Annotated in this window: 30 protein-coding genes; 2 read left to right on the top strand and 28 right to left on the bottom strand. The window is 66.7% G+C overall.

All coding sequences use genetic code 11. From position 1 onward, the window contains the following. The first annotated feature begins 11 nt into the window (after nt 1–11). Both argB and BLW27_RS12650 read left to right on the top strand, forming a co-directional pair. Nucleotides 12–899, top strand: coding sequence for an acetylglutamate kinase (argB, locus tag BLW27_RS12655; protein ID WP_089883754.1), 888 nt, complete (start codon nt 12–14; stop codon nt 897–899). A gap of 1 nt (nt 900) precedes the next feature. Continuing rightward, a complete protein-coding gene (locus tag BLW27_RS12650) occupies nt 901–1,392 on the top strand; it encodes a SixA phosphatase family protein (RefSeq protein WP_089883753.1) in 492 nt (163 codons plus the stop codon). Nucleotides 1,393–1,422: 30 nt separating this feature from the next. Here the strand turns inward: BLW27_RS12650 and BLW27_RS12645 are convergent, their stop codons facing one another. The 28 genes from BLW27_RS12645 to rpmC form a co-directional block, all read right to left on the bottom strand. Beyond that, a complete protein-coding gene (locus BLW27_RS12645) occupies nt 1,423–2,205 on the bottom strand; it encodes an amino acid ABC transporter ATP-binding protein (protein ID WP_089883752.1) in 783 nt (260 codons plus the stop codon). A gap of 10 nt (nt 2,206–2,215) precedes the next feature. Then, nucleotides 2,216–3,514 carry an amino acid ABC transporter permease gene (locus BLW27_RS12640; protein WP_089883751.1) on the bottom strand — a complete coding sequence of 433 codons (1,299 nt, stop codon included), beginning with the start codon at nt 3,512–3,514 and terminating at the stop codon, nt 2,216–2,218. 4 nt (nt 3,515–3,518) lie between these two features. Beyond that, nucleotides 3,519–4,739 (bottom strand): amino acid ABC transporter permease, encoded by a 1,221-nt coding sequence (locus tag BLW27_RS12635; protein ID WP_089883750.1) that lies wholly within the window; start codon nt 4,737–4,739, stop codon nt 3,519–3,521. Between the two features lie 137 nt (nt 4,740–4,876). Beyond that, the gene (locus BLW27_RS12630; protein ID WP_089883749.1) at nt 4,877–5,893 is read right to left on the bottom strand and encodes an amino acid ABC transporter substrate-binding protein; all 1,017 of its coding nucleotides are present in this window, start codon (nt 5,891–5,893) and stop codon (nt 4,877–4,879) included. A 165-nt stretch (nt 5,894–6,058) separates the two neighbouring features. Further along, nucleotides 6,059–6,790, bottom strand: a complete 732-nt coding sequence (locus tag BLW27_RS12625) for an ATP12 family chaperone protein (RefSeq protein ID WP_089883748.1) — start codon at nt 6,788–6,790, stop codon at nt 6,059–6,061. Next, nucleotides 6,787–7,464, bottom strand: coding sequence for an HAD-IA family hydrolase (locus tag BLW27_RS12620; protein ID WP_089883747.1), 678 nt, complete (start codon nt 7,462–7,464; stop codon nt 6,787–6,789). The genes BLW27_RS12625 and BLW27_RS12620 overlap by 4 nt, the downstream gene beginning before the upstream one ends. Next, the gene (locus BLW27_RS12615) at nt 7,461–8,504 is read right to left on the bottom strand and encodes an RluA family pseudouridine synthase (protein WP_089883746.1); all 1,044 of its coding nucleotides are present in this window, start codon (nt 8,502–8,504) and stop codon (nt 7,461–7,463) included. Before BLW27_RS12615 ends, BLW27_RS12620 begins: the two co-directional genes overlap by 4 nt. Then, nucleotides 8,501–8,872, bottom strand: a complete 372-nt coding sequence (gene crcB / locus BLW27_RS12610) for a fluoride efflux transporter CrcB (RefSeq protein WP_089883745.1) — start codon at nt 8,870–8,872, stop codon at nt 8,501–8,503. Before crcB ends, BLW27_RS12615 begins: the two co-directional genes overlap by 4 nt. A 114-nt stretch (nt 8,873–8,986) precedes the next feature. Continuing rightward, nucleotides 8,987–10,282, bottom strand: a complete 1,296-nt coding sequence (locus BLW27_RS12605) for a replication-associated recombination protein A (protein WP_089883744.1) — start codon at nt 10,280–10,282, stop codon at nt 8,987–8,989. Nucleotides 10,283–10,410: 128 nt separating this feature from the next. Next, nucleotides 10,411–10,830 carry a 50S ribosomal protein L17 gene (gene rplQ / locus BLW27_RS12600; RefSeq protein WP_089883743.1) on the bottom strand — a complete coding sequence of 140 codons (420 nt, stop codon included), beginning with the start codon at nt 10,828–10,830 and terminating at the stop codon, nt 10,411–10,413. Between the two features lie 174 nt (nt 10,831–11,004). Beyond that, on the bottom strand, nt 11,005–12,021 hold the full coding sequence (locus BLW27_RS12595) for a DNA-directed RNA polymerase subunit alpha (RefSeq protein ID WP_089883742.1): 1,017 nt from the start codon (nt 12,019–12,021) through the stop codon (nt 11,005–11,007). A 122-nt stretch (nt 12,022–12,143) separates the two neighbouring features. Further along, on the bottom strand, nt 12,144–12,539 hold the full coding sequence (rpsK, locus tag BLW27_RS12590; protein WP_089883741.1) for a 30S ribosomal protein S11: 396 nt from the start codon (nt 12,537–12,539) through the stop codon (nt 12,144–12,146). A 15-nt stretch (nt 12,540–12,554) separates the two neighbouring features. Beyond that, nucleotides 12,555–12,923 carry a 30S ribosomal protein S13 gene (gene rpsM, locus BLW27_RS12585; protein WP_089883740.1) on the bottom strand — a complete coding sequence of 123 codons (369 nt, stop codon included), beginning with the start codon at nt 12,921–12,923 and terminating at the stop codon, nt 12,555–12,557. Between the two features lie 277 nt (nt 12,924–13,200). Further along, on the bottom strand, nt 13,201–13,839 hold the full coding sequence (locus tag BLW27_RS12580) for an adenylate kinase (RefSeq protein WP_089883739.1): 639 nt from the start codon (nt 13,837–13,839) through the stop codon (nt 13,201–13,203). Continuing rightward, nucleotides 13,836–15,203 carry a preprotein translocase subunit SecY gene (secY, locus tag BLW27_RS12575; protein ID WP_089883738.1) on the bottom strand — a complete coding sequence of 456 codons (1,368 nt, stop codon included), beginning with the start codon at nt 15,201–15,203 and terminating at the stop codon, nt 13,836–13,838. Before secY ends, BLW27_RS12580 begins: the two co-directional genes overlap by 4 nt. A gap of 108 nt (nt 15,204–15,311) precedes the next feature. Next, a complete protein-coding gene (gene rplO / locus BLW27_RS12570; RefSeq protein ID WP_089883737.1) occupies nt 15,312–15,779 on the bottom strand; it encodes a 50S ribosomal protein L15 in 468 nt (155 codons plus the stop codon). Nucleotides 15,780–16,050: 271 nt separating this feature from the next. Continuing rightward, the gene (locus BLW27_RS12565; RefSeq protein ID WP_089883736.1) at nt 16,051–16,836 is read right to left on the bottom strand and encodes an MBL fold metallo-hydrolase; all 786 of its coding nucleotides are present in this window, start codon (nt 16,834–16,836) and stop codon (nt 16,051–16,053) included. Nucleotides 16,837–17,063: 227 nt separating this feature from the next. Then, nucleotides 17,064–17,252, bottom strand: a complete 189-nt coding sequence (gene rpmD / locus BLW27_RS12560; RefSeq protein WP_089883735.1) for a 50S ribosomal protein L30 — start codon at nt 17,250–17,252, stop codon at nt 17,064–17,066. A 3-nt stretch (nt 17,253–17,255) separates the two neighbouring features. Continuing rightward, entirely contained in the window at nt 17,256–17,843 is a 588-nt protein-coding gene (gene rpsE, locus BLW27_RS12555) for a 30S ribosomal protein S5 (protein ID WP_089883734.1), read from the bottom strand. Nucleotides 17,844–18,018: 175 nt separating this feature from the next. Continuing rightward, complete coding sequence (gene rplR, locus BLW27_RS12550) at nt 18,019–18,378, bottom strand: 50S ribosomal protein L18 (protein WP_089883733.1); 360 nt, start codon at nt 18,376–18,378, stop codon at nt 18,019–18,021. Nucleotides 18,379–18,389: 11 nt separating this feature from the next. Further along, the gene (gene rplF / locus BLW27_RS12545; protein ID WP_089883732.1) at nt 18,390–18,923 is read right to left on the bottom strand and encodes a 50S ribosomal protein L6; all 534 of its coding nucleotides are present in this window, start codon (nt 18,921–18,923) and stop codon (nt 18,390–18,392) included. A gap of 13 nt (nt 18,924–18,936) precedes the next feature. Continuing rightward, entirely contained in the window at nt 18,937–19,329 is a 393-nt protein-coding gene (gene rpsH, locus BLW27_RS12540) for a 30S ribosomal protein S8 (protein WP_089883731.1), read from the bottom strand. 13 nt (nt 19,330–19,342) lie between these two features. Beyond that, a complete protein-coding gene (gene rpsN, locus BLW27_RS12535) occupies nt 19,343–19,648 on the bottom strand; it encodes a 30S ribosomal protein S14 (RefSeq protein ID WP_089883730.1) in 306 nt (101 codons plus the stop codon). Between the two features lie 14 nt (nt 19,649–19,662). After that, nucleotides 19,663–20,223 (bottom strand): 50S ribosomal protein L5, encoded by a 561-nt coding sequence (gene rplE, locus BLW27_RS12530; RefSeq protein ID WP_089883729.1) that lies wholly within the window; start codon nt 20,221–20,223, stop codon nt 19,663–19,665. Then, nucleotides 20,216–20,527, bottom strand: a complete 312-nt coding sequence (gene rplX / locus BLW27_RS12525) for a 50S ribosomal protein L24 (RefSeq protein WP_089883728.1) — start codon at nt 20,525–20,527, stop codon at nt 20,216–20,218. Before rplX ends, rplE begins: the two co-directional genes overlap by 8 nt. After that, the gene (rplN, locus tag BLW27_RS12520) at nt 20,527–20,895 is read right to left on the bottom strand and encodes a 50S ribosomal protein L14 (RefSeq protein WP_089883727.1); all 369 of its coding nucleotides are present in this window, start codon (nt 20,893–20,895) and stop codon (nt 20,527–20,529) included. The genes rplX and rplN overlap by 1 nt, the downstream gene beginning before the upstream one ends. 81 nt (nt 20,896–20,976) lie before the next feature. Next, nucleotides 20,977–21,207, bottom strand: a complete 231-nt coding sequence (rpsQ, locus tag BLW27_RS12515) for a 30S ribosomal protein S17 (RefSeq protein ID WP_089883726.1) — start codon at nt 21,205–21,207, stop codon at nt 20,977–20,979. Nucleotides 21,208–21,210: 3 nt separating this feature from the next. Continuing rightward, a complete protein-coding gene (gene rpmC / locus BLW27_RS12510; RefSeq protein ID WP_089883725.1) occupies nt 21,211–21,417 on the bottom strand; it encodes a 50S ribosomal protein L29 in 207 nt (68 codons plus the stop codon). Between the last annotated feature and the right edge of the window lie 55 nt (nt 21,418–21,472).

Here is a 21,472-nt window from a genome sequence, read left to right as displayed (position 1 = left end):
CGAGGCCCGAGATGAGACAACGCAGCATGAACACCGACTGGATCGCCACCGCACGCACCCTGTCCGAGGCGCTGCCCTACCTGCAACGCTATACTGGCGCCATCGTCGTGGTGAAGTTCGGCGGCAACGCCATGGGCGACGATGCCGCGATGGCGGAATTCGCCCGCGACATCGTGCTGATGCGGCAGGTCGGCGTGAACCCGGTCGTGGTGCATGGCGGCGGCCCGATGATCAACGACATGCTCAAACGGCTCGACATCAAGTCCGAGTTCGTGCGCGGCAAGCGCGTCACCGACAAGGCCACCATCGAGGTGGTCGAGATGGTCCTGTCGGGCGCCGTCAACAGCCGCATCGTGCAGGCCATCATGGAGCAGGATGGCCGCGCGGTGGGCGTGTCGGGCAAGGACGACGAGCTGATGGTCTGCGAACAGGACGACCCGGAGCTGGGCTTCGTGGGCCGTCCGGTGCAAATGAACCCGCAGGTGCTGCACGACATGTTCGCCGCCGGGATCATCCCGGTGGTTGCGCCGATCGGCACCGGCCCGGACGGGCGCGGCACCTACAACGTCAACGGCGACACCGCCGCTGGCGCCATCGCGGGCGCGCTGAAGGCCGACCGCCTGCTGCTGTTGACGGACGTCTCGGGCGTCAAGGATTCCGAAGGCCGCGTGGTGACCGAACTCACGCCCGAGGACGTGGTGCGGATGACCGATGACGGCGTCATCTCGGGCGGCATGATCCCGAAGACCGAGACCGCGCTGAAGGCGATCCAGGACGGGGTGCGCGGCGTTGTGATCATCGATGGCCGCGTGCCCAATGCCTGCCTGCTCGAGCTGTTCACCGAGCATGGCTCGGGCTCGCTGATCCGGGCGTCGAACCTGCCGCCGCGCGAACGCTGAGATGCGTCGCCTGGTCCTGATGCGGCACGCCAAGTCGGACTGGAGCCAGACCGCCGCCGACCACGACCGCCCGCTGAACGCGCGGGGCGTCCGCGCGGCCCGCGCGCTTGGCGATTGGCTGCGGCGCGACGCGCTGCTACCCGACGCGGCGATGGTCAGCACGGCGCGGCGCACGCGCGAAAGCTGGGGCCTGCTGGCGCTCGACGCGCCCGCGCGCTTCCTGCACGATCTTTACGATGCGGATGCAGGCGACATGATCGACGCGCTGCGCCGCGCATCGGGGCCTACGGTGCTGCTTCTGGGGCACAATCCCGCCATCGGCGACGTCGGGCGGATGCTGCTGGGCGAGGCCCCCGCGCATGACCGCTTTGACGATTACCCCACCGGCGCCACGCTGGTGGCCGATTTCGACGTCGAGGGCTGGGCCGCCATCGAGCCCGGCACGGGCACGGCCGTCACTTTCGTCATCCCGGCGGACCTGCCGGAAACCTGACGCGCCGGGTGTTCCGACGCGCCCGTGGCCTCAGTGACCCAGGATCTGGCTGAGGAACAGCTTGGTCCGCTCGTTCTGCGGATTGTTGAAGAATTCCTCGGGCTCGTTCTGCTCGACGATCTGGCCCTGGTCCATGAAGATCACGCGGTTCGCGACCTGCCGGGCAAAGCCCATCTCGTGCGTGACGCACAGCATGGTCATGCCCTCCTCGGCCAGTTCGACCATCGTGTCGAGCACCTCCTTGATCATCTCGGGGTCGAGCGCCGACGTGGGCTCGTCGAACAGCATGATCCGCGGCCGCATGCAAAGGCTGCGGGCGATCGCCACGCGCTGCTGCTGGCCGCCCGAAAGCTGGCCGGGATACTTGTTGGCCTGCTCTGGGATCTTGACCTTCTCGAGGAAGTGCATGGCCGTTTCCTCGGCCTCGCGCTTGGGCGTCTTGCGCACCCAGATGGGCGCCAGCGTGCAGTTCTCGAGGATCGTCAGGTGCGGGAACAGGTTGAAGTGCTGGAACACCATCCCGACCTCGGAGCGGATCCGATCGATGTTCTTGAGGTCGCTGGTCAACTCGGTCCCGTCGACGACGATCTTGCCCTTCTGGTGCTCCTCCAGCGCGTTGATGCAGCGGATCAACGTCGACTTGCCCGAGCCCGAGGGGCCGGCGATGACGATGCGTTCGCCACGCCGGACCGTCAGGTCGATGTCGCGCAGCACGTGGAAGCTGCCGAACCACTTGTTCATGTTCTGGATGCTGATCGCGACCTCGTCGCTGACCCGTGCGTCGGTCGGTTCCATCTGCGCCGTTTCGGCCATGGTGCGCTCCTTAACGGTGATCGGTCGCGAGCTGACGCTCGAGCCACTGGGAATATTTCGAGATGGCGTAGCAGACGGGGAAGAACATCAGGATCGCGAAACCCCAAAGTTCCCAGTAGACGCCGTTCCATTCGGTCGAGGCCAGGATCGGGCCGCGGATCATGCCCACCAGGTCGAACATCGAGATGATCGAGACCAGCGTGGTGTCCTTGAACAGGCCCACCGCGACGTTGACGATGCCCGGGATCGAGATCTTGAGCGCCTGCGGCATGATGATCAGCCGCATCGCCTGCGGATAGTCCAGCCCGAGGCTGTCCGCCGCCTCGTACTGGCCCTTGGGCAGGGCGGCGAGGCCCCCGCGGATCACCTCGGCGATGTAGGCCGAAGCGAAGGCGGTGATCATGATGATGACGCGCAGGATCAGGTCGATATTGGTTTCGGGCGGAAAGAAATACGCCAGCACCACGTTCGCCACGAACAGCAGCGTGATCAGCGGCACGCCGCGGATGAACTCGATGAAGACAACGCAGATCCACTTGATGATCGGCATCTTGGACTGCCGCCCCAGCGCCAGCAGGATGCCGATGGGCAGCGACAGCGACACGCAGACCACGCCGAGGATGAAGTTCAGCATGAAGCCGCCCATGTTGCGGCTGGCCACCTCGGGCAGCGCCAGGACGCGCGGCAGCGCGTCGACCAGAAGCCCGCCCAGGAACCAAGTCGCCACCGCTGCAACCACCGCCGCCCCAAGCGCCAGCGCGAAGCTGCGCCGCTCGATCCGCGCGAAGACCAGGTATGCCACGACGAAGCCCAGCGCCGCGACCGCCGGCGTCAGGATCGTCCCGCCCCAGAGCAGCCAGTAGGCGACGAACGGGTAGAGCGCCGTCAGCACCAGCAGGCGCGACGGCAGGTACATCCAGAACAGCAGCGGCGCCGCCGCCACCGCAAGCAGCACGAAGGCCAGCGCCGGGCGCCAGTACTCGGTGCTGGGATACTGGAAGCCGAACAGAAGCTGGTTCCACCGCTCGGCCAGGACCGCGAAGCAGCCCCCGGTTGCGCCGTCGAGGATCTCTCGGCACTCGGACAGAGACGAGGCGTTCCAGATGCCGTTGGCAAACCAAGGGAACGCCCCGATCACCAGCCGGGCGATCAGGTAGAGCGCGACGATGGTGAGGATGGCGTTCAGCCAATCCGGAAACAGGTTGCTGCGCACCCACTTGACGGCGCCGGCCTCGGAGGCCGGGGGCGCCTGTTCGGGGATCATCGTGTCGCGGACGAAGGCGACGGATTCGGCATGCGTATCGGACATGGTCTCACCGCTCCTTCAGACGGATGGCGCTGTTGTAGGCGTTCATCACAGCCGAGATCGCCAGGCTGATCGCGAGGTAGAACAGCATCAGCAGCAGGATGCACTCGATCGCGCGGCCGGTCTGGTTCAGGGTGATCCCGCCCAGCGTCGCGGTCAGGTCCATGTATCCCACCGCGATGGCGAGGCTGCTGTTCTTCGTCAGGTTCAGGTATTGCGAGATCACCGGCGGGATGATCACGCGCAGCGCCTGCGGCAGCACCACCAGGTTCATGATCCGGTTGGGTCGCAGGCCCAGCGAGGCCGCGGCCTCGGTCTGGCCGCGCGACACGGCCAGGATGCCCGCGCGCACATTCTCGGCTATGAACGCGGCGGTGTAGATCGACAGCGCGAACCACAGCGCGATGAAGGCGCCGGAAATCGGGATGCCGCCCTGCAGGTTGAAGCGGTTGGCCAGCGGGTCGGGGCGGTCCAGCGCGATCGGCTGGCCCAGCACGAAGAACGCCACCAGCGCCGGCAGGATCACGATCGCCAGCATCGGCCAGCCCATCGGCAGCAGCCTGCCGGTGTCGTAGAGCAGCTTGGTCGCGTAGCGCCGGTAGGCGATCGCGCCGAAGATCGAGGCGACGAAGACGCCCAGCACCACCCAGCCCATCGGCTGGAACACGGCCGCCGGCACGTAGACGCCGCGGTTGGTGAAGGCGATCAGGCCCAGCAGCAGGTCGCGCTCGGGCTCCTCGCCCAGGTAGTCGCGCGCGGACGGCATCGCGGCGGTCATCACGAAGTAGATGATCAGGATCCAGATCAGCACCGGCACGTTGCGGAAGATCTCGACGTAGATCGACATGATCCGGCCGATCAGCCAGTTCTTCGACAGGCGGAGAACGCCCACGATCACGCCGATGATCGTCGCCAGGATGCAGCCGAGGAACGCCACCAGCAGCGTGTTCAGCGCGCCCACCAGCGTCGCGCGCAGGTGGGTCATCTGGTTGTTGTACTCGATCAGCGACTGGTTGATGTCGTAGCCGGCAGAGTTCCCGAGAAACGAAAAGCTGATGTTCAGCCCCGCCTCGGCCAGGTTGCTCGCGAGGTTCGAGCCCAGATACGCGAAGACCAGGATCAGCGCGATCAGCGCGATCAACTGGAACGTGTACGAACGATACCGCGTGTCGCGGATCAGCTTGGACAGCTGAAACGACTCCGACGGCGGGTCGGACAAGGTTGCCATGGTGTATTCCCTGGTGGTCGCACGGATGGCCCTGCCGGCGGTTTTCCCGCTCTGCCGAAGGCACGGGCCGATTTGGTCTTTTCCGGAAGTCCGATAGAGAAAGGGCGCGGCCGAACCGCGCCCCCTCCCATCCTATCTTAGCGGAACGGCGGGCTGTAGAGCAGGCCGCCCTCGGTCCACTGCGCGTTCAGGCCGCGCGACAGGCCGATCGGGGTGCTTTCGCCGATGTTCTGCTCGAAGATCTCGCCGTAGTTGCCGTTGGCCTTGATGGCACGCACGGCCCAGTCGGCGTCGAGGCCCATCATCTCGCCCAGGTTGCCCTCGGTGCCCAGCAGGCGGTTGACCTCGGGGTTGTCGGTGCCTTCGGCCAGATCATCGACATTGGCCGACGTCACGCCGTATTCCTCGGCCGCGATCAGCGCGTTCAGCGTCCAGCGCACGATGTCGCCCCAGTCGTTGTCGCCGTGGCGCACCAGCGGGCCCAGCGGCTCCTTCGAGATGATCTCGGGCAGGATCACGTGGTCGCCCGGGTTCTCGAACGATGCACGGGTCGCGGCCAGGCCGGAGGCGTCGGTGGTGTAAACGTCGCAGGCGCCTTCCAGGTAAAGCGGCTGCGCCTCGGCGTTGGTCTCGATCGGCACCGGCTCGTAGCTGATGTTGTTGGCACGGAAGTAGTCGGCGAGGTTCAATTCGGTCGTGGTGCCGGTCTGGATACAGACCGTCGCGCCGTCCAGCTCCTTGGCCGACGAGATGCCCAGCTCGCGCGGGATCATGAAGCCCTGGCCGTCGTAATAGTTGACGCCGGCGAATTCGAACTTCAGATCGACATCGCGCGAGAAGGTCCAGGTGGTGTTGCGCGCCAGCATGTCGATCTCGCCCGAGGCCAGCGCCGTGAAGCGCGTCTTGCCGGTGGTGGGCACGAATTCGACGGCGGTCGGGTCACCCAGCACGGCGGCAGCGACCGCGCGGCAGACGCTGACGTCGAAGCCTTCCCACTCGCCTTCGGCGTTGGGTGCCGCAAAGCCGACAAGCCCGGGCGCCACGCCGCAGTTCAGCGTGCCGCGTGCCTTGACGTCATCCAGCGTCGCTGCGGCCGATGCACCGGCCGCCAGGCCCGCGACTGTCAGCGCGCCGAGAAATACCGATTTTTTCATTTTTACCTCTTCCTGTTTTATCCCGCGTCGTCGCGGTTAGGAGCCCTCAAGGGTCTCGTACCTTCCGGGGTTCCCGTTCGGTGGTCCGGAGTTTGGGCGAATTCGGGCCAGATCGTCAACCCGCGATGCCCGCGATCCGGGCAGTCGCGGACATCTGCCGCGCGATTAATCCCGTCCTTCCGGCTGAAAGCCGGTGGCCAGGCGGTAGAACCGCGCCGCGTGCAGGAACGCCTCGCGCTTGATCCCCGCGACCTCCTCGGCCTCCTCGTCGGCGCCCCACTGCTCCTCCTGCCAGCTCTCGTCCAGCCGCGACAGCGTCCAAAGCTCGTCCACGGGGCGCACGCGATGGATGGCGGCGAAGCCTAGCACCAGCGACCCGCTCAGCGCCACGAGGTCGTGGAACGCCGCCAGCGTAAAAGCATCGAGCGCATGAACCCGCGCCGCCAGGGCGTCGAGCGCGGGGCGCGGCTGCGGGGCGTGCATCACGCCGGCACGCGGCTGCAATCGGGCGCCCAGCGTATCCGCCGCCCAGTCGAGCATCGGGTCCCACTGCTCCTGCTGGCGGGCGACCAGCGCGTCGGGCGCCTCGGCCCGGTAGCACAGCAGGTCGGAATCGCCATAGGCGGCCAGCATGTCGGCCACCTCGGCGCGTTGCGGCGCGACCTTGTCGATCGCCGAGTTCGCCATGCGCGTGAACGGCATGGTGCCCGGGTCGATCCGCTCGCCCTGCGCCATCCATTCCTCCGCGATCGCCGCTGCCAGCGGTTGCGTCGGCACGATCAGCCGCGCCTTGGCCGGCGTGCGCACCGGCTTGTCGTCGAGGGTAACGGTATGGCCGCCCTCGGCGGGAACGGTCTGCGCGTCCTGCCAGAAGCGGCGCGGGGCCCATTCGCTCATGGTGCGATCTCCAGCATCTCGGTTATGGCGCTTCCCAGCGCCAGCGCGTCGGCGACCACGCGGTCGGCGCCCGTCAGGCTCGCGGCGTCGTGGTAGCCCCATTCCACGCCGATCGCCCGCACCCGCGCCGCGCGCGCCATGTCGATGTCGAAGGTCGTGTCGCCGACCATGATCGCATCGGCAGGCTCGACTCCTGCCTCGGCCAGAGCCGTCAGGATCATCGAGGGGTGCGGCTTCGACGGGTGATCGTCGGCCACCTGCGTGGTGACGAAGAACCGGCGCAGGCCGAGGCTGTCCATCAGCGCGTCCAGCCCGCGACGCGACTTGCCGGTCGCAATGCCCAGCAAGACGTTGTCGCTGGCATGCAGCGCCTGCACCAGCCCGGACATGCCGGGGTAAAGCGGCGAACTGCCCGGCCCGCCCGTGCGGCGCAACGCGGCATAGCGGTCCTTGTAGGTCTCGACCAAGCGCGCGTGCTCGGCGCCGGTCGCGTCCGGAACCAGCTGTCCCATCGCCTGCGGCAGCGACAGCCCGACGATGCCCAGCACCGCCTCGCGCGACGGCGCGGGCCGGTCGATCGCGGCGAAGGCTGTGCGCATCGCTTCGAGGATGTCGGCCTGGCTGTCGACCAGGGTGCCGTCGACGTCGAAGATCACCAGCTTGAGATCGATCATCGAAGCTTCTCGAAAGGGTCTTCGGCGGCGATGTCCTCGGACCAGCCCAGGTTCTCCCAGCTTTGCGCCATGTGTTCGGGCAAGGGCGCCGTGACGGTGATCGTCTTGCCGGTGACCGGGTGGCGGAACTGCATCCGCCGCGCGTGCAGGTGCAGCTTCTTCGAGATGATGCCCCCCAGTTGCGCACCCCAGCCGTCGCCCAGGTTCTCCTGCCCCGAGCCGCCGTATTTTCCGTCGCCCACGATCGGGTGCCCGATCTCGGCCATGTGCGCGCGCAACTGGTGCGTGCGCCCGGTCAGCGGCTCCATCGCCACCCACGAGGCACGGCTGGCGACGCGGTAGAGCGTGGCATAGAGCGTGTGCGCGCGCTTGGCGCCGGGCGTCGCGTCGACCTCGGCTGGGTGGATCGCGCGCATCTTCTCGCCCTCGCCGCCCTTGCCGTGGCCGGGCGCCTTGACCAGGCCATAGCGGATCTCGCCGAGGTAGGGGACCGGCACGCCGGCGACCAGCGCCCAGTAGATCTTCTGCGTCTGGCGGTGGCGGATCGCGGCGGTCAGCCCGGCCGCGACGGCGCGCGTCCGCGCCAGCAGCAGCACGCCCGACGTGTCCTTGTCCAGCCGGTGCACCAGCCGCGGCTTGTCCTCGAAGCCGAAGCGCAGCGCCTCGGCCAGCCCGTCCACGTGCCGCGTCTGCCCGGTGCCGCCCTGCGTGGGCAGGCCCGGCGGCTTGTTGATGGCGATGATGTAATCGTCCTTCCAGATCACCGCGTCGCGCATCATCTGCGCGTCGTCGCCGGTGACCTGCGGGCGCGGGGCCGCCGGCTTCGTGCCGGGCTCGGGCAGCGGCGGGATGCGCACCTGCTGGCCGGCCGCGAGCCGCGTCGCGGCCCTCACCCGGCCGCCGTCGACGCGCAGCTCTCCCTTGCGGCACATCTTCTCGATCCGGCCCTGCTGAAGCTGCGGGAAATGGCGCTTCAGCCAGCGGTCCAGCCGCTGGTCGGCATCCTCTTCCGTGACGGTGACAGTCTGCACGCCGCTCATGACGCGACTCCCCTGAAAAGCACGAGGCCCGCGAACAGCGCCCCCAGCGACAGCACGACCGACGCGGCGACATACCCCGCCGCAAGCCCCGCCTGCCCGCGCTCGAACAACGCGACCGCGTCCAGCGAGAACGCGGAGAACGTGGTGAACCCGCCCAGAACGCCGGTGATCAGGAACGGCCCGAGGCGGCTGTCGGACTGCATCAGCACGACCACCAGCGCGCCCATCGCGAACGATCCCGCCACGTTCACGATCAGCGTGCCCCACGGAAAGCCCGCGCCCAGCAGGCGCAAAGCCGCGATGCCGGTCAGATACCGGGCCGAGGCGCCGAGGGCGCCGCCGAGGGCGACTTGCATAAGGGGTACCATGACCGCGCCGTGTCGCGGTTTGCCCGCGCGATGTCAAGCCGGACACGGTCAAGGTGCGGCGATCGCCGGGCCGCGCGCGTGAGGAGCCCGGCCTGTGTTCGGCAGATCGGACCGTCAGGCGTCGCGCTGACTGCGAAGCTTCGCGAAATACTCGATCCGCTTGCGCAGGTCCCTCTCGAAGCCGCGCTCGACCGGCTCGTAGAACGCCTGCCGGTCCATGTCGTCGGGAAAGTAGTCTTGTCCCGAAAAGGCGTCTTCCGCGTCGTGATCGTAGGCGTAGCCCTTGCCGTAGCCTTCGTCCTTCATCAGCTTGGTCGGCGCGTTCAGGATGTGCTTGGGCGGCATCAGGCTACCGGTCGACTTGGCAGTGCGCCGCGCGGCCTTGTAGCCCGCGTAGACCGCGTTCGATTTCGGCGCCAACGCCAAGTATACCAGCGCCTGCGCGATCGCCAGTTCGCCCTCGGGGCTGCCCAGCCGCTCGTAGGTCTTCCAGCCCTGCAGGCAGATCGCCTGCGCCTGCGGGTCGGCCAGCCCGATATCCTCGACCGCCATCCGCGTTATCCGCCGCGCCAGGTAACGCGGGTCCTCGCCCGCATCCAGCATCCGCGCGAACCAATATAGCGCCGCGTCCGGGTCCGATCCTCGCACCGATTTGTGCAGCGCCGAGATCAGGTTGTAGTGGGCGTCCCCCGACTTGTCGTATTGCGCCGCGCGGCGCGACAGCCGCGTCGACAGCGCCGCGGCATCAAGCGGCGCGTCGATCTTCCACGCAAGCACCTGCTCGACCAGGTTCAGCAGCGCGCGCCCGTCGCCGTCCGCCATGCCGATCAGCGCGGCGCGCGCCTGCGCGTCCAGCGGCAGCGCCTTGCCCGTCACCTCCTCGGCCCGCGCGGCCAGACGTTCCAGGTCGTCATGTCCCAGCCGTTGCAGCACCAGCACCTGCGCACGCGACAGAAGCGCCGCGTTCAGTTCGAAGCTGGGGTTCTCGGTGGTGGCGCCCACCAGCAGGATCGTTCCGTCCTCCATGTGCGGCAGGAAACTGTCCTGCTGCGCCTTGTTGAAGCGGTGGATCTCGTCGACGAACAGCAGCGTGCCCTGCCCGTCCCGCCGCCGCGCGCGCGCCGCGTCGAAGACCTTGCGCAACTCGGCCACGCCGGAAAAGATCGCGCTGATCTGGACGAAGTGCAGCTGCGTCTCGTCGGCCAGCAGCCGCGCGATGGTGGTCTTTCCCACCCCCGGCGGTCCCCAGAAAACGACCGACGACAACGTCCCCGAGGCCAGCATCACCCCCAGCGGCGCGTCCGGGCCCAGCACCTGTTCCTGCCCGATCACCTCGGGCAGGGCTGCGGGGCGCAGCCGGTCGGCCAGCGGGCGCGGCGCATCTGCGGTGCGGTCGAAAAGGTCGGCCATGGCGGCCTCGCGCGGTTGGGAACACCGTCCCGATATGTCCGCCCTTGCGCGCCGTTGCAAGCTTGCCCCGGAACGCGAAAGGCCCCGCCGGACCGGCGGGGCCTTGGAAATTCGGCGGAAAGAAGGGCTTACGCCTCTTCGTTCTCCTCGGCCTCGACGCGGGCGCGGTCGGCTGCACCCTTGGCGTCGACGTCGCGGTCGACCAGTTCGATGATCGCCATCGGCGCCATGTCACCATAGCGGAAGCCGGCCTTCAACACGCGGCAGTACCCGCCCGAACGCTCGGCGTAGCGAGGACCCAGCACGTCAAACAGCTTGGCGACGTCCTTGTCTTCCTTCAGCTGCGCGGCCGCCTGGCGGCGGGCGTGCAGGTCACCGCGCTTGCCCAGCGTGATCAGCTTGTCGATGACGCGCTTGAGTTCTTTGGCCTTGGGCAGCGTCGTCTTGATCTGCTCGTGCTCGATGAGCGAGCCGGCCATGTTGGAAAACAGCGCCTTGCGGTGCTCGTGGGTGCGGTTGAGGCGGCGATAGCCTTTTGCGTGACGCATGTGTCTTACTCCGTCTGCCCTCTACGGGCGGTTTTGCTTTGTCCGGCCACCGATGCGTGTCAGCGGCTCACCTTGGGGCGTTGTGCCCGGTCCCGCCCGTCCTGCGGTCCGATCGGAGGGCGGGGGTGGGAGGGTGGGCCGACCTCCGAGCGGATCGGAGGACGGGCCCCTGTCTCAGAACGAGTCTTCCAGCTTCTTGGCCAGGTCCTCGATGTTGTCCGGCGGCCAGTCCTCGACATCCATGCCGAGGTGCAGACCCATGCCCGACAGCACTTCCTTGATCTCGTTGAGCGACTTGCGGCCGAAGTTCGGCGTGCGCAGCATCTCGGCCTCGGTCTTCTGGATCAGGTCGCCGATATAGACGATGTTGTCGTTCTTCAGGCAGTTGGCCGAACGGACCGACAGTTCCAGCTCGTCCACTTTCTTGAGCAGGAGCGGGTTGAATTCCAGCCCGTCCTCGTCTTCCTGGCGGCTGGCCGCCTCGGGTTCGTCGAAGTTGACGAAGATCGACAGCTGGTCCTGCAGGATGCGCGCCGCGTAGGCGATCGCGTCGTCCGGGGTGACCGAGCCGTCGGTCTCGATCTTCATCGTCAGCTTGTCGTAGTCCAGAACCTGGCCCTCGCGGGTGGGCTGGACGTCGTAGCTGACGCGCTTGACCGGCGAATAGATCGCGTCGATCGGGATCAGGCCGATCGGTGCGTCCTCGGGCTTGTTCTTGTCCGCCGACACGTAGCCCTTGCCGGTATTCACCGTCAGCTCCATGTAGACGTCCGCGCCCTCGTCGAGGTGGCAGATCACGTGGTCGCGGTTCAGCACCTCGATCCCGTTGCTCTCCGAGATGTCGCCGGCGGTGACGACACCCGGGCCCTTGGCGTTGATCGACAGCCGCTTCGGCCCCTCGACCTCCATGCGCAGGCTGACCTGCTTGAGGTTGAGGATGATGTCGGTCACGTCCTCGCGGACACCCGCCACGGACGAGAACTCGTGCAGGACGTTGTCGATCTGCACGCTGGTGATGGCCGCGCCCTGAAGGCTCGACAGCAGGACGCGACGCAGCGCGTTGCCCAGCGTCAGGCCGAAGCCGCGCTCCAGCGGCTCGGCGATCAGCGTCGCCTGCCGCGTGGGATCGGCGCCCGGCTTGACCTCAAGCGCCGTCGGCTTGATCAGTTCGGCCCAATTCTTGTGGATCATGCTGCTCCCTCCATACCTGCCCCGCTGCCCATGTCCTTAGCGGCGAGACGCCCGAGGTTCAAAAAAACGTGTCGGGGACGGGCCAAAACAGCCCGCCCCCAGGATCGGAAACCGAACGTCGTTCAGACGCGGCGGCGCTTCGGCGGGCGGCAGCCGTTGTGGGCGATCGGCGTCACGTCACGGATCGACATGATGTTGAAGCCGACGGCCGCCAGCGCGCGCAGCGCGCTTTCGCGGCCCGAACCCGGGCCCTGCACTTCGACCTCGAGGGTCTTCATGCCGTGCTCGGCAGCCTTCTTGCCGGCGTCTTCCGCCGCCAGCTGCGCGGCGTAGGGAGTCGACTTGCGCGAGCCCTTGAAGCCCATCGTGCCTGCGGACGACCAGGAGATCGCGTTGCCCTGGACGTCCGAGATCAGGATCTTGGTGTTGTTGAAGGTCGAGTTCACATGCGCCACACCGGTGGCGATGTTCTTCGAGACCTTTTTCTTGCCGGCGGTGCGGCGAGTATCGCGTGCCATGTCCGTATGCCTCCCTTACTTCTTCTTGCCGGCAATGGGCTTTGCGGGGCCCTTGCGCGTGCGAGCGTTGGTGTGCGTGCGCTGGCCGCGCACGGGGAGGTTCCGGCGGTGACGCAGACCGCGGTAGCTGCCCAGGTCCATCAGGCGCTTGACGTTCATCTGCACTTCGCGGCGCAGGTCGCCTTCGACCGTCAGGTTCGCGTCGATGTGTTCGCGCATGGCGAGCACTTCGGCGTCGGACAGCTCGTTGACGCGGCGGGATTCGTCGATGTTGACGGCCGCGCAGATTTCCTTGGCGGCGGCGGGGCCGATGCCGTGGATGTAGGTGAGCGCGATCGGAACGCGCTTGTGGGTCGGGATGTTGACGCCGGCAATTCGTGCCACGTAATCTTCCTTTTCGTTGCGAGCCCGTAACGCCAGGCCCTTTTTTCACAACTACGGCCCGAGGCATGGCGCCGTCGGGCTTTGCTGATCGGATTGGTCCGCTGCGCGGATCCGACCACGCTTCTGGACTTTAACTCTTGCTAGAGATGCCGGTGCCTAGGAGGATTCGAATCCGGCGTCAAGGCCAAAGCGCGGCCCCGCCGGCAAGCGATCGGCGGGGCGTCACGAGGCGGCGTTCCGGGCGGGCGGACTCGATCCGCCGGCCGGCCCGGGCGCGTCAGGTCAGCTTGGCGTTGACCTGCGCCTTGACCGTCTCGATGTCGGCCAGTCCGTCCACGACCTCGTGCTGGCCCTTGACGTGGTAATACCCGATCAGCGGCGAGGTTTGCTTGTAGTATTCCATCAGCCGCTTGCGCAGGCTTTCCTCGTTGTCGTCGGCCCGGCGCTTGAACTCGGTCCCGCCACACTTGGCGCACTTGCCGTCCTCGGGGATCGGCTTGGTGCTGTCGTTGTAGACCTCGCCGCATTTCGCGCAGGTCGAGCGGTTCGAGATCCGGTCCACCAGCGCGTCGTCGTCGACGCGCAGCTCGATCACGTGGTCGACCTTCCGGCCTTCCTCCTTCAGAAGATCCTCCAGCGCATCGGCCTGCGGCAGGGTGCGCGGGAAGCCGTCGAAGATGAAGCCGCGACCACCGTCCTTCAGCTTTTCGCGGATCAGGCCGATGACGATGTCGTCGGTGACCAGGTCGCCGCGGGCCATGACCTCGGCCACGCGGTTGCCCATTTCGGTGCCGCTGTCCTTAGCCTCGCGCAGCATGTCTCCGGTCGACAGCTGGGTCAGCCCGTGCTCTTCCACCAGGAACTTCGCCTGAGTGCCCTTGCCCGCCCCCGGCGGTCCGAGAAGTATGATGTTCATCGTCTAGCCGGTGCCCCCCGTTTCTTCCGCCCCTTGCCCTTGCCGCGCAGCTGCGACTTCTGGATCAGGCCTTCGTATTGATGCGCCAGAAGGTGGCTCTGCACCTGCTGGATGGTGTCCATGCCGACGCTGACCACGATCAGCACCGACGTTCCGCCGAAGTAGAACGGGATCGCGTACTGCGCCCGCAGGACCTCGGGCAGCAGGGCCACCGCCGCCAGGTAGGCCGAGCCCAGGACCAGCACCCGGCTGACCACGTATTCCAGATACTCGGCCGTCTTCTTGCCGGGCCGCACGCCGGGCACGAAGCCGTTCTGGTTCTTGAGGTTCTCGGCCACGTCGTCGGGCTTGAACGACACGTTGAACGTGTAGAAGTAGGTGAAGAACACGATCATGGCGCCGAAGAACAGCAGGTACAGCGGCTGGCCGGGGCCGAAATAGGCCAGGATCGTGGACATGACCGGACCCGACGTCCCCTCGCCCGCGAAGGTCGAGATCGTCGTCGGCAGCAGCAGCAGCGAGCTTGCGAAGATTGCCGGGATCACGCCCGCCGGGTTGACCTTGACCGGCAGGTGGCTGGTCTGCGCCTGGGTCATCTTCATCCCGACCTGGCGCTGCGGATACTGGATGGTGATCTTGCGCAGCGATCGCTCCATGAACACCACGAAGGTGAACAGCGCCGCCACCATGACGATCACGCCCAGGATCAGCGCCGGGCTGATCGCGCCCGACCGGCCGCTTTCGAAGAACTGCGCCAGCGCCGCCGGAACCTCGGCGATGATGCCCACGTAGATGATCAGCGAGATGCCGTTGCCTATGCCGCGCTGGGTGATCTGCTCGCCCAGCCACATCAGGAACATGGTGCCACCGACAAGCGTGATCACGCAGGACGCGCGGAAATACCAGCCCGGATCGGTCACCAGGTCGCCCGCTTCCAGGCTGACGGCCAGACCGTAGGCCTGGAAGGTCGCCAGCAGCACCGTGCCGTACCGGGTGTACTGGTTGATCTTCTTGCGCCCCTGCTCGCCCTCTTTCTTCAGCTGCTCGAGACGCGGGACCATCGCCGTCAGCAGCTGCACGATGATCGAGGCCGAGATGTAGGGCATGATCCCCAGCGCGAAGATCCCCATGCGTCCCAGCGCGCCACCGGTGAACATAGACACCATGCCGGCGATGCCGCTGCCCGCCTGGTCGACGAAGTCGCGCAGCGCGCCGCCGTCGATCCCCGGCACCGGCAGGAAGGTGCCGACGCGGTAGACGATCAGCAGGCCCAGCGTGAACAGGATGCGGTTGCGCAGGTCTGTGGCCTTGCCAAGCGCCGACCAGCTTGTGTTGGCGGCCATTTGCTCTGCTGCGGATACCATGCGGATCTCTCTGTCAGTGAAACGCCGCCGAGCGCGTCCCGGCGTCGGCGGCGTTTACGGGAAAACTGTGCGCAGATGTAAGCGGGCCGCGGCCCGCTCACAACCCGTTTATTCCGCCGCGGAGCTGACGGTCAGGCTGCCGCCGGCCTTCTCGACCGCGTCGATCGCGGCCTTGCTGGCGCCGGTGACCGACAGCTTCAGCGCGGTCTTCAGCTCGCCCTTGGCCAGGACGCGGATGCCGTCGCGCTTGCGGCGCACGGCGCCGGATGCGACCAGCGCGTCCTCGTCGAGGTCGGCCTTGGCGTCGAGCTTGCCCGCGTCGACGAACTTCTGGAGGATGCCCAGGTTCACCACCGCGTAATCACGGCGGTTGTAGTTGTTGAAGCCGCGCTTGGGCAGACGCTGGTAGAGCGGCATCTGGCCGCCCTCGTAGCCGTTGATGGCCACGCCCGAACGGGATTTCTGACCCTTGATACCACGGCCGGCCGTCTTGCCCTTGCCCGAACCCGGGCCGCGGCCGAGCCGCTTCTTGGACTGGGTCGCGCCGTCGTTGTCGCGCAGTTCGTGCAGTTTCATGTCGCTTCTCCTTCGCCGGATGCTGCCCCGAAGCGAGATGGGCAGCCCACGGCATGGTGTTGATACGGATTCGGACCCTGGCGGGCCACCGGGGGCGTATAGCCGCCACCGCCGCCGCGTTCAAGGCCTCCGTGCCGCCCCGCCCTGCGGCAAAATCCACGGCGAGACCGCCCGTCGAATCCGCGACCAAAGCAAGACGGGGCGCGGCATTCCGCGCCCCGTCCGTTTCGATGCCGGGCAGCCCGGGTCGGTGCGGCCGAAGCCGCCTGCCCTACCCCTCCAGTTCGCCGGGCGCGTACCAGTCGCCCATCTTCACCTCGGACGCGTCGCCGACCATCTCGGCGAAGGCCTGCGGGTCCTGCGTGCCGCCGTCGCGGCCGCGGTAATGGTAGGGGTAGACATAGGTCGGCTGGAATGCCTTCACCGCATCGGCGGCTGCCTCGGCGGTCATCGTGAACGGCAGGTTCATCGAGACGAAGGCGACGTCGATGTCCTCCAGCGCGCGCATCTCGGGAATATCCTCGGTATCGCCCGAGACGTAGACGCGGAAATCGCCCATCGTCAGCACATAGCCGTTGTCGCGGCCCTCGGGGTGAAAGTCGGTGCGCCCCTCGGTCATGTTATAGGCCGGGATCGCGTCGATGGTGACGTCCTGCCACGTCGTCTGCTCGCGGTTGGCCAGAACGGTGTCCGCCGACAGCCCCTCGGGCAGCATGTCGGACACGGCGGGGTTGGTGATCAGCGTCGTGTTCTCGCCCATAAGCGCCTGCAGCGTCTCGGCGTTGTAGTGGTCGCCGTGCTCGTGCGTGATCAGGATCAGGTCGGGCTCCGGAAAGTCAGAATACTGCGCGACGTCGCCCACCGGGTCGACATAGATCGTGCCGGCCGGCGTCTCCATCACGAAGGACGCGTGCGAGACCGGGTGCACGGTGACGTCTCCCATGTCGGTCTGGAACGTGTTGCCCTCATGCGCGGCGGCGAGGGCGGCGAAGGGCAGCACGGTGATCGTGCCGACCGCGGCTGCGGTGGCCAGGAAGGTGCGGCGTGTCTGGGTCATGATTCACTCCCGTTGTTGACCGGGGCTGTGCTGCCCCGTTTCGACAGCGAGCAAGTAGCGCGCGGACCGGGCGCGACAAACGGGCGCGGGGTGCGCGGATGCACGGCTGCCCTGCGGAGGCTGCGACTTCTACCGCCGCGACAGCCGCGCCACCCTGCCGGAACGCGACAAGGCCCCCGCCGATGGCGAGGGCCTTGCTCATGACGGCCTGTCGGCGTCTGGGCGCGTCAGCCGCGCTCTTCGACGATCTCGACCAGGTGCGGGATCTTGTTGATCATGCCGCGGACCGAGGGCGTGTCCTCAAGCTCGCGGGTCTTGTGCATCTTGTTCAGGCCCAGGCCGATCAGCGTCTCGCGCTGCTTGGCGGGCCGGCGGATCGGGCTGCCGATCTGCTTGACGACGATGGTCTTCGCCATGGATTAAGCCTCCTCGGCCACGTGGGTTTGCGGATCGCCCGAGGCGGGGGCCTCGTCGCGCTTGGGCAGGATGTCGACGACCTTCTTGCCGCGGCGCTGCGCGACCATGCGCGGCGAGTTCTGGTTCTGCAGCGCGTCGAGCGTGGCGTGGATCATCGCGTAGGGGTTCTGCGAGCCGGTCGACTTGGCGACCACGTCCTGAACGCCCAGCATCTCGAACACGGCGCGCATCGGGCCGCCGGCGATGATGCCGGTACCCTGCGGCGCGGTGCGCAGCGTCACCTTGCCGGCGCCGGAATGGCCCTTGCCGTCATGGTGCAGCGTGCGGCCTTCGCGCAGCGGAACGCGGATCATCTTGCGCTTCGCCTGCTCGGTGGCCTTGCGAATGGCCTCGGGGACCTCCTTGGCCTTGCCCTTGCCGAAGCCGACGCGGCCCTTCTGGTCGCCCACGACGACCAGCGCAGCGAAGCCGAAGCGCTTGCCGCCCTTGACGGTCTTCGACACGCGGTTGATCGCCACCAGGCGATCGGCGAATTCCGGGTTCTCGTCGCGGTCGCGGCGGCCGCCCCGGCGGTTGTCTCTCTCTGCCATGCGGCAAATCCTCGTCTATCGGGCGCGATGCGCGCCGTTTGTTCCCGATCCATGGTGGGCCGCGCGGACGCGCCCCCGGATCATCGAGGCGGCAGATGCCGCCTACACCGTGAAGGGCCGGTCGGAACCCGCCCCGTCTGCAGCGGAAGGGGCCGGACGATGCCGGCCCCGACCATCAGATCTTCAGCCCGCCTTCGCGTGCCGCGTCGGCCAGCGCCTTGACGCGACCGTGATATAGGAACCCGCCGCGGTCGAAATACGCCTCGGTCACGCCGGCGGCCTTGGCACGCTCGGCGATCGCGGCGCCGATCTTGGTCGCCGCCTCGACGTTGTTCTGTCCGACCACGCCGAGATCCTTCTCCATCGTGGAGGCGGCGGCGAGGGTCTTGCCCTGAACGTCGTCGATCAGCTGGACGCTGATGTTCTTGTTCGAGCGGTGAACCGAAAGACGAACGCGCCCGGCGTTGGTCTTCCGAAGCTTGTTCCGGACACGCAGGCGGCGCTTCTGGAACAGCTGACGTTTGTTGTTTGCCATCTGTCGTGTCCTTACTTCTTCTTGCCTTCCTTCTGGAAGATGTACTCGCCCTTGTAGCGGATACCCTTCCCCTTGTACGGCTCTGGCCGGCGCCAGTCGCGGATGTTCGCCGCGATCTCGCCAACCACCTGCTTGTCGTGGCCCTCGACGATGATCTCGGTCGGCCGCGGGCAGGTGATGGTCACCCCCTGCGGGATCGCGAAATCGACGTCGTGGCTGTAGCCCAGGTTCAGCTTCAGGACGTTGCCCTGGACCTGCGCGCGGTAACCCACGCCCTGGATCTCGAGCTCTTTCTTGAAGGTGTCCGTCACGCCGTGCACCAGGTTCGCCACGATCGTGCGCGACATCCCCCACTGCTGACGGGCGCGCTTGGACTTGCCGCGCGGCGTCACGCTGATGGCCTCGCCGTCGACGACGATGGTCACGTCGTCGGTCGCGGTGAAGCTCTGCGTGCCCTTCGGGCCCTTGACCTCGATCGTCTGCCCGGACACCGACGCGCTCACGCCAGAGGGCAGATCGACCGGTTTCTTCCCAATACGAGACATACCAAAGCCCTCCTCAGAATACGGTGCAGAGCACCTCGCCGCCGATATTGGCGGCGCGGGCGCTGGCATCCGACATCACGCCCTTGGACGTGCTGACAATCGACACACCCAGGCCCTGGCGGACCTGCGGGATGTCATTCACGCTCATGTAGACGCGGCGGCCGGGCTTCGAGACGCGCTTGACCTCACGGATGACGGGCGTGCCGTCGAAGTACTTGAGCGAGATTTCGAACACCGGGTGTCCGTTCTTGTCGGACGCCTTCTCGTAGCCGCGGATGTAACCTTCGTCCTGCAGGACGTCGAGCACCCAGCCGCGCAGCTTCGAGGCCGGCGTCATCGTGGTCGACTTGCCGCGCATCTGTGCGTTGCGGATACGGGTGAGCATATCGCCGATAGGATCGTTCATACCATGCCCTCCCTTACCAGCTCGACTTCACGACGCCGGGCAGCTGCCCCGTCGATCCGAGGTTGCGCAGCATGATCCGGCTGATCTTCAGCTTGCGGTAGTAGGCGTGCGGACGCCCGGTCAGCTGGCAGCGGTTGTGCAGACGCGTCGGCGACGAGTTGCGCGGCAGTTTCGCCAGCTCCAGGCGCGCCTTGAAGCGCTCTTCCATCGGCTTGCTTTCGTCGTTCGCGGCATCCTTCAGCGCGGCGCGCTTGGCGGCATACTTCTCCACCAGCCGCTGACGCTTCTTCTCGCGTTCGATCATTGCTTTCTTGGCCATGATTCTCGGCTCCCTCAGGCGTTGAAGGGCATGTTGAAATGCTTCAACAGCGCCTTGGCTTCCGCGTCGGTCTTCGCGGTGGTGGTGATGATGATGTCCATGCCCCAGACCTCGTCGACCTTGTCGAAGTCGATCTCGGGGAACACGATGTGCTCTTTCAGGCCCATGGCAAAGTTGCCACGGCCGTCGAAGCTGGGCTTCACGCCGCGGAAGTCGCGGACGCGCGGCATCGCGATGGTGATCAGGCGGTCGAGGAATTCGTACATCCGGTCGCCGCGCAGCGTGACCTTGGCACCCAGGGGCATTTCCTCGCGGACGCGGAAGCCGGCGATCGACTTCTTCGCCAGCGTGGCGACGGCCTGCTGGCCCGAGATGCGGGTCAGGTCCTCGACGGCCGACTTGGCCTTCTTGGAATCGCGGACCGCCTCGGCGCCACAGCCGATGTTCAGCACGATCTTGTCGAGGCGCGGAACCATCATGTCGTTGCCGTAGCTGAATTCTTCCTTCAGCTTGGCCTTGATCTCGTCGCGGAACAGCGCCTTGAGGCGCGGCGTGTAGTTTGCCGTATCAAGCATCGATCACGTCCCCCGTGGTCTTGGCGAAGCGGACCTTCTTGTCCCCTTCCATGCGGAAGCCCACGCGGGTCGGCTTGCCGTTGGCATCGACGAGGGCGAGGTTCGACAGGTCGATCGGCTGGGCCTGCGAAATGCGGCCGCCCTGGCTCGACTGGCTCTGCTTGGTGTGGCGGATGGCGAGGTTCACGCCCTCGACCACGGCCTTGCCTTCGGTCGGCATGACGCGGCTGATCTCGCCGGTCTTGCCCTTGTCCTTGCCGGCCAGGACGATGACCTTGTCACCCTTGCGCAGTTTGGCAGCCATCACAGCACCTCCGGAGCAAGCGAGATGATCTTCATGAAGTTCTTGGCACGCAGCTCGCGCACCACCGGCCCGAAGATACGGGTGCCGACGGGCTCGTTCGCGTTGTTGAGGATGACGGCGGCGTTGCGGTCGAAGCGGATCGCGGTGCCGTCCTCGCGGCGGACTTCCTTGGCGGTGCGCACGACGACGGCCTTGCGAACGTCACCTTTCTTCACGCGGCCGCGCGGAATGGCCTCTTTCACGGATACGACGATGATGTCGCCGACCGATGCGTAGCGGCGATGCGAGCCGCCGAGGACCTTGATGCACTGAACCTTCCGGGCTCCGGAATTGTCAGCGACATCCAGATTGGTCTGCATCTGGATCATGTGGTGTCTCCCGACTTCCGGGGCCGCCCTTTACTGGGACATTGACCCCGGGGTTTCGTAAACCGGTATGGTGGGCGCGGATTACTCCGCGTACACCTCCCAGCGTTTGGTCTTGGACCGGGGCGCGCATTCGATGATGCGGACGCTGTCGCCCACGGAATAGGTGCCGGCCTCGTCGTGGGCGCGGTATTTCTTGGTGCGCTTGACGGTCTTCTGCATCATCGGATGCTTGAAGCGGCGCTCGACCAGGACGGTCACGGTCTGTGCGTTGGCGGTCGAGGTGACGGTGCCTTGCAGGATACGCTTGGGCATGTCTTACGCCTCCGTTGCCGCGGACGCGGCCTTTTCGTTCAGGATCGTCTTCACGCGGGCGACGTCACGACGGACGACGCGCATGCGCGCGGTGTTTTCCGACTGGCCGGTGGCCGCCTGGAATCGGAGGTTGAAGGCCTCCTTCTTGAGCTGGACAAGCTGGTCCCGGAGCTGGTCCGGGGTCTTGTCACGGAGTTCGCTGGCGTTCATGTCGCCCTTTCCTTCTTTCAACATCACCGGAGAGCCCCATGCATATGCCCTGGGT

Source organism: Citreimonas salinaria (assembly GCF_900107235.1).
GTDB lineage: Bacteria > Pseudomonadota > Alphaproteobacteria > Rhodobacterales > Rhodobacteraceae > Citreimonas > Citreimonas salinaria.
Note: the sequence above shows the minus strand (reverse complement) of the source record. Positions and strands in the feature narration are given on the sequence as shown.